This window comes from Rhodococcus sp. NPDC060090, from assembly GCF_042729855.1.
Taxonomy (GTDB): Bacteria; Actinomycetota; Actinomycetes; order Mycobacteriales; family Mycobacteriaceae; genus Rhodococcus.
Genome location: NZ_JBHWXB010000031.1, coordinates 21908 through 28514, shown reverse-complemented (window position 1 = coordinate 28514; position 6607 = coordinate 21908). Strand labels below are relative to the sequence as shown.

Below are 6607 nucleotides of genomic sequence, written 5' to 3'. Positions count from 1 at the left end.
TGGTACTGCACTCGACAGGGTGTGGGAGAGTAGGACACCGCCGAACACCCGTTCCGGGAGGGGCTCACACATTGTGTGGGCCCCTTCCGTGTTTTGTGTTGTAGGGGTTGAACAGAAGTGGGGCGAGTCCGGGAATCAATCCGGACCTGCCCCACTTTCTTTATCTGTTCTGATCAGAAGCGGGACGATTTCGGTCGCGCTGCCGGCTTCGAAACCGGATGCCCCCCCGGCCGCGGAAGTGCACGAGTCAGTCGGGGTGCCCACCCGCTTGTCGGCCAACGCTTGAGTCCCAAACGATCCGGCGTCAGACGTGTATTGACGAAGGCCTTTTCGAGTTCGGGATCGGCTTCTCCGCGGAATCGGTAGAGAATCGTACCGCCGTTCTCCTCGGTGCGGGCGCCGGCTTCCCACCCGGTCGCGCGATAGACGCCGCGCACGATGTTGTCGGCGACGACGATGATCGGCAGTCCGTCGATTCCTCGGGCTGCGGTTCCGGCGGGCCAGGGCCGTGACGCGAGTTCACGGACAGCCTCCGTCGAAGCTTTCTTCGCCTCGTTGATGCGCAGAACCACGCAGGGTGTGGGCGGCTCAGGAGCTGCCTGCGCAGAATACTGACGAACGATCTCCGAGATCGGAATTGCGGTGCGGTCTGCTTCGGATTCCTCGTTGGTGCCTGCCAGATTCGTCAGGACAGGTTCGCCTCGATGCGGTTCGAGCAGACCGAGCGAACTGATGACAGCCTGTGCGACATCGCTCGCTGTGTGCTCGGGATCGGCCGCGGGGCGCAGCGCGTCGGCGATGATGAAGTGCTCGACGGAGTATCCGGAGTCGTACACCGCCTTGATGCGACGAATTGCTGCCTTGGTCTCCTGAGTCGCGAGGGGTGCCTTCTCTTTCGAGTCCTCGATTTTGTGGGTTTCACCCAGTGCAGTCCAGGTGAGCGTGAAGATGCGATTGGCTCGGCCGGTTCCGACGTAGAGGATGCTCCGGTCGCGGGTGTCCACGATCGCGTAGACATACGCACCGAGCTGATCGATCACGTTCTTCTGGAGTGGTCCGGGTGTCGGTGTTCGATCGTCGACCTTGGCGACGATTGCGCGCAGAACTGTCAGACGCAGTGATACGGGGACTGCGCCCGCCGAGCCACCGAACAATTCGCGGTTCGCGGCGTCGACAGAGCCGAACGTGCGTCCACTGTTGCGTGCCAGTGCGCCCAGCGCGAGCGTGAACTCGGAGAGTCTCTGGCGAGGATCGTCCGCGGTGTCCGGCAGCTCATTGCTGGTCAGGAACATCTGGATCTCTGGAGATTCCAGCAATGTCTGAGCGATGTTCAGAGGAACTGTCCACACGGTGCGCATGAAGCGACTCTAGGCCAATATAAGGCAGAGGAGCCGATTCCGAGGCGGTGGCGTCGCCCAGTTTTCGATCTTCGTTCGACGGTGGGTACCCGGACGGGCAACGAGGGTGGTCGGTGAGTGGATCGATCCGAGGTAGGGAGATATCGGTGCAGGTAGAGATGTTGCAGATATGTCCGCTCACGAGGAGCGGAGCTGCGACGTGAGACATCTCCGTACCGAGCAGCCTCCAATACCGGCACCGATGCCTCTCGTCGGCGACTTGTCGCATACGGTGTAGACCGTGAGCAGCCCAGACTCTGATGCCGTTCGTCCTGCGGCAAACCCAGCGTCCCACTGGCCCGCGCTCCTGACCTGGAGGTCGCTGGACGCGCCCCGGATGGAATCGGTGCGGGTGCAGTTGAGCGGTCAGCGCGTCAAGGCGACCGGTCGTATCGTCGGGGCCGAATGTTCCGAACATCCGGCGTTCAGCGCCTCCTACGATCTCGTTACCGACGAGGACGGAGTTACACGTCGCTTGTCGGTGCGTACCACGATGGCGGCCGGCGAACGGCACATGTCGATCAGCCGTTCCGGTGAGGGCATCTGGATGGTGGACAGCGGTACGAACCACCAGCGGGCATCCTTCGGTGGGGCACTCGACGTCGATGTGATCCTCAGTCCCTTCTTCAATGCGTTGCCGATCAGGCGTTACCGGTTGCAGGAAGGTGCCGACGAACTCGAGGTTCCGGTCGTGTACGTCAACCTGCTGGACCTGAGGGTGCAGGAGGCCACGGTGATCTACAGCAGCGCCGCCGACGGGATCCACGTCATGTCGCCGGTGTCGTCGTCCTCTGTGACCGTCGACGAAGACGGGTTTGTCATCACCTACCGTGGGCTGGCCGAACGCATCTAGCTTTCAGCTTTCGCTGACACCTTCCACCGCCAGCGCAACTGCAAGTGCAGCGGATTCGGCGGGGTGGCTTCCGTGGCCGCCGGTACCGGCAGTGAGGCCGACGATCTGCAACCCGACTCCGGTGGCACCGGGCGCGGGCACCGAGATCGCGGGTACGCCGAGCACGCTGAACGGAATACAGCGTTGCAGCAGTGGTGCGCGCAGCTCTGCCGGATCGCTGTCCAGGCTCGCGAAGCGGATGCTCGTGGTGGCAGTGACCAGCGCATCGAGATTCTCGGTGCGGCGTAACCGCTGGAGGACGTCGTGTCGGAGCTTCTGAGCCGTTCGTAGCGCCCGGAGGTACTCGTGCGCAGGCCGATCCCTCTGTGCTTCCAGGAGTGCCGCAGTGGGCGGCTCGTAGCGCCCAGGATCGGCCTCGAATCTGTCGCGGTGCGTTTCGTATGCCTCGGATCCGGTGATGATCGGATACACACCGAGCAGATCGTCGGTTTCGGGCAGTACGACGTCGACGACCTCGGCGCCTAGGTCGGTGAGGGTGCGGCAGGCGATGTCTGCCGCGGAGTCGAACTCCGGGTCGGTGAGGTCCCAGATTCCGCCGCGGAGTCGGCCGACCCTCAACCCCGACACGGGGGAACGTAGATGCGCGACTCCGGGAACTGCACCCCATGCGAGGGCTGCGTCGAGGCTGTCGGTGGTGAGCAGACCGACGTGGTCGAAGGTCGTGGACAGGGGAAAGACTCCGTCGAGAGGGAGCGCGCCGCTGCCCGGCTTGAATCCGGCGATGCCGCACAATGCGGCGGGTGTGCGGACGCTGCAGCCGGTGTCGGTGCCCACCGCGACCGGCACGATGCCCTTCGCGACGAGCACCGCCGAACCGGATGACGAGCCGCCGCTGATGAGCGCCGGATTGTGTGGATGAGCAGCAGGGCCCGAGGCGTTGACGAGACCTGTCGGTCCGTAGGCGAATTCGTGCAGGTGGGTCTTGGCGACGATGATCGCGCCGGCTTCACGCAGTTTTTCGACGATACGGGCGTCCCGGTCGGCGGCGGGTGCGTCGGCGAACACGTTGCTGCCACAGCGGGTCGGTAGTCCTGCGACGTCGATGTTGTCCTTGACCGCGATCGCGACACCGTGCAGGGGACCGATCCAGTTGCCGGCGGCGATGTCGGCGTCGGCGCGCGCTGCGCTCTCGAGAGCCGCCGCGTCATCGCGGGCGGCCACGATGTTGGACCAGGGGGTGCCGTCGAGCGCATCGAGATCGGCGAGGACCTGGCGGACGTGTTCGGTCGCGGTGAGTTTCCTCGTGGTGAGAGCGGCCGCGGTGTCACGAAGATTCGTCACGCCCACACACCTCCTTTCCGCCCGGCGTCCCTGAGTCGTTCGATCCAATTGTCGTCGCCGGGCACGATCCCGGCGATCTTCCGGCGCCGGCGCTGTTCGTAGCGGGTGCGGGCCTCATGGCCGCTGCGGGTGAGCTCGCCGGTGCTGCCGTCCGCGAGTTGCTCGCGTGCTGCACGCAGGACGTCGAGGGTCTCGTCGAGTGCCACGAGCAGTGCCGTCGCGTTGCCTTCGCACATCGCGTCGACGAGGCCGGGTGAGGTCGCGGCCACGCGGGTGCCGTCGCGGAACGATCCCGCGGCGAGCCCGAGCGCTAGGTCGCCGCCGCCGGCCCCGGAGAGCGCGAGTGCTTCGGCGAGTATGTGGGGCAGGTGGGAGATCCGCGCGACCGCCGCATCGTGTTCGCGGGACTCGGCGGGGACGACGACTGCGCCGCAGTCGAGGGCGAGCCCTGCCACCTGCTGCCACACGTCGGGATCGGTGCCGTCGTCGACGGTGACGACCCACACGGCGTCGCGGAAGAGATCTGCAGATCCGGCCTCCCACCCAGACTCTGCGGTCCCGGCCATCGGATGGCCGCCGACGAATCGGCGCGACAGTCCGCGCGCTGCGACCGCGTCGGCGATCTGTGCCTTCACGCTCGCTACGTCGGTGAGTGCCACGTTCGGCGCATGCTCGGCGATCGCAGCCAGGATCGAGTCGACTGCGGGCACCGGCACGGCGATCACCACGAGTGCCTGGGTTTCTTCCGCGCGCGCGAGCGTGGCTGCGAGGTCGGTGGAGGCGTCGAACCCGTCGGCGACGGCAGCGTCCACCGCGTGCGCGGATCGATTGTATCCCCAGGCTCGACGGCCGGTCGTTGTCGCGGCCCGGAGTACGGACCCGCCGATCAGACCGAGGCCGAGGACACAGACGGGGGGAGCGGCGGCAGGTGTGGACACCGCTTCAGATTGGCATATTCACCGGTGGGCTTCATTCGTGGGACCGGGCCGACTACCGTTGCGCGCATGGCTGCACAGCGTGTCGGGGACAAGAGCCCTGCGGTGAGTTCGACAGAGGACTTCGAAGGTTTTGCCGTTGCCGTGACGCGTGAGGACGGACGTTGGAAGTGTCGTGCACTGTCAGCGCCGGCGTTGTCGAGCCTCGACGCTGCGGTGACGGAATTGCGGGAGCTCCGGAGTTCCGGAGCAGTGTTCGGTCTGCTCAATGTCGACGACGAGTTCTTCATCATCGTTCGCCCTGCCCCGGCAGGCACTCAACTGCTGTTGTCGGATGCGACGATGGCCGTTGATTACGACATCGCAGCCGATGTACTCGACGCGTTGAACGTGGAGATCCCGGACATCGATCCGGATGAGCTCGACGACGTGGAGCCCTGGGAGGAAGGCGACCTCGCGATCCTCGCCGACATGGGCCTGCCCGAACCGGTGCTCGCGGTGATCCTGTCTGAGACGGATCTGTATCCCGACGAGCAGATCGACGAGATAGCGCAGCGACTCGGATTCGACGACGTGCTGAGTTCGACGCTCGACAAGATGAACTAGATGGGTCTGCGCGACGACGAAGAGCTGATCCGGGTCGCGTTGGAAGCAGCGGCTGCCGCGCCTGCCGGGGATGTCCCGGTGGGCGCGGCGGTGTTCGCGCCCGACGGCACCGAGCTGTCTCGTGCCGCAAACTCGCGTGAGGCCGTCGGCGATCCGACCGCTCATGCCGAGGTGCTCGCGCTGCGGGCCGCTGCACAGGTGTACGGGGACGGCTGGCGCCTCGAGGGTGCGACCCTCGCCGTGACATTGGAACCCTGCACGATGTGCGCGGGTGCGCTGGTGCTCGCTCGAGTGTCGCGGGTGGTGTTCGGTGCGTGGGAGCCCAAGACCGGTGCTGTGGGGTCGCTGTGGGACGTCGTGCGGGACCGCCGGCTCACGCATCGCCCGGAGGTCCGCGGCGGTGTGCTCGAAGGGGAGTGCGCGGCGATGCTCGAAGAGTTCTTCCGCGACCACCGCACGCCGTCTATCGGTTCCTGACCAGGCGATTTCGACCCAGCGACCAGATCCGGTAAAGTCTTCTAGCGGTGGCGTGTCCGAGCGGCCTAAGGAGCACGCCTCGAAAGCGTGTGACGGGTAACCCCCGTCCGTGGGTTCAAATCCCACCGCCACCGCCAAGAGTCCCCACCTGTTTACGCAGGTGAGGGACTTTTTTGTGTTCGCGCAGCCGGGTTGAGTGTCGGCTTTGGGCACACATTGGGCACAGTTGCTTGCGCGTACCGGGTGTGGAGGGTCTCTGGACCAGGTCCAGATCGCGGGCGGCATGGTGTCGGTCCTCGCTGTGGTCACATCGCGGGCTGCACTCAGCCTGCAAGGATGATGGCTATGAGCCGTCGCACCATCCTGAGTACAGACCGGCTGACGATTACGAATTGGCTGCCAGGCGACTTGGACGATCTGGTCGCTCTGCACTCCGACCCACTCACTATGCGATTCATCGGTCACGGACGGCCGGACACTCTCGCAGAGGCGCGGTCGCGCCTCGACGGCTACCTCGGTGAGCAGCGGACTCGGGGCTGGACCAAGTGGCGTGTGGAAAACCGCGACGGCAACATGATCGGTCGCGCAGGGTTTGGTGAGGTCGACTCCTGTCGCGAGCTGACATATGCCCTGAGCCGAGACCTGTGGGGTCAGGGTCTCGCGACGGAGATCGCAAGAGCCTTGGTCAACTGGCATCTCGAACATCCTGGGCGTGAAAGGTCGTCGAGTGGGCTGTGTGCGCATGTCGAGGTGGGGAATCAGGCGAGCGTGCGCGTACTCGAAAAGGTTCGCTTCGAGCACGTGGACCGACGCGTGTACGCGGGTGCCGTCTGCGACTACTTTCGGTTTCCTGCCGGAGACAGCAGTTCTGCTCCCGTAGGTTGATCCGCGGGACCTGGAGCCCGGAGTCTGCGTCCGTGGACAGAGTCCTCAACACGATCCTGGCATCGTCGTTGACCATGCCAGAACCTGACGGCTGACATCCGCTCATTTTCAGC

At 65.2% G+C, this 6607-nt stretch carries 7 protein-coding genes and 1 tRNA gene; 5 read left to right on the top strand and 3 right to left on the bottom strand.

The annotated features are described in order from the left end of the window. Positions 1-173: 173 nt before the first annotated feature. A complete protein-coding gene (locus tag ACFWCF_RS25855; protein ID WP_378492851.1) occupies positions 174-1358 on the bottom strand; it encodes a GIY-YIG nuclease family protein in 1185 nt (394 codons plus the stop codon). Positions 1359-1638: 280 nt separating this feature from the next. Here ACFWCF_RS25855 and ACFWCF_RS25850 point away from each other — a divergent pair, with 280 nt between their 5' ends. Continuing rightward, positions 1639-2250, top strand: a complete 612-nt coding sequence (locus ACFWCF_RS25850; protein ID WP_378492852.1) for a putative glycolipid-binding domain-containing protein — start codon at positions 1639-1641, stop codon at positions 2248-2250. Between the two features lie 3 nt (positions 2251-2253). Here ACFWCF_RS25850 and ACFWCF_RS25845 read toward each other — a convergent pair whose 3' ends face one another. Further along, positions 2254-3597, bottom strand: a complete 1344-nt coding sequence (locus ACFWCF_RS25845; RefSeq protein ID WP_378567837.1) for an amidase — start codon at positions 3595-3597, stop codon at positions 2254-2256. Next, complete coding sequence (locus ACFWCF_RS25840; protein WP_378567843.1) at positions 3588-4547, bottom strand: prephenate dehydrogenase; 960 nt, start codon at positions 4545-4547, stop codon at positions 3588-3590. Before ACFWCF_RS25840 ends, ACFWCF_RS25845 begins: the two co-directional genes overlap by 10 nt. Positions 4548-4595: 48 nt before the next feature. On the opposite strand from ACFWCF_RS25840, the gene ACFWCF_RS25835 reads away from it, so the two are divergent. From ACFWCF_RS25835 to ACFWCF_RS25820, 4 genes are all read left to right on the top strand, one after another. Next, positions 4596-5132: a tRNA adenosine deaminase-associated protein gene (locus tag ACFWCF_RS25835; RefSeq protein ID WP_378492854.1), complete on the top strand. Its 537-nt coding sequence runs from the start codon at positions 4596-4598 to the stop codon at positions 5130-5132. Further along, on the top strand, positions 5133-5609 hold the full coding sequence (locus ACFWCF_RS25830; RefSeq protein ID WP_378567834.1) for a nucleoside deaminase: 477 nt from the start codon (positions 5133-5135) through the stop codon (positions 5607-5609). 46 nt (positions 5610-5655) lie between these two features. Next, positions 5656-5746 (top strand) — tRNA-Ser (locus ACFWCF_RS25825). 208 nt (positions 5747-5954) lie between these two features. After that, positions 5955-6494: a GNAT family N-acetyltransferase gene (locus tag ACFWCF_RS25820; protein ID WP_378567831.1), complete on the top strand. Its 540-nt coding sequence runs from the start codon at positions 5955-5957 to the stop codon at positions 6492-6494. Positions 6495-6607 lie beyond the last annotated feature (113 nt).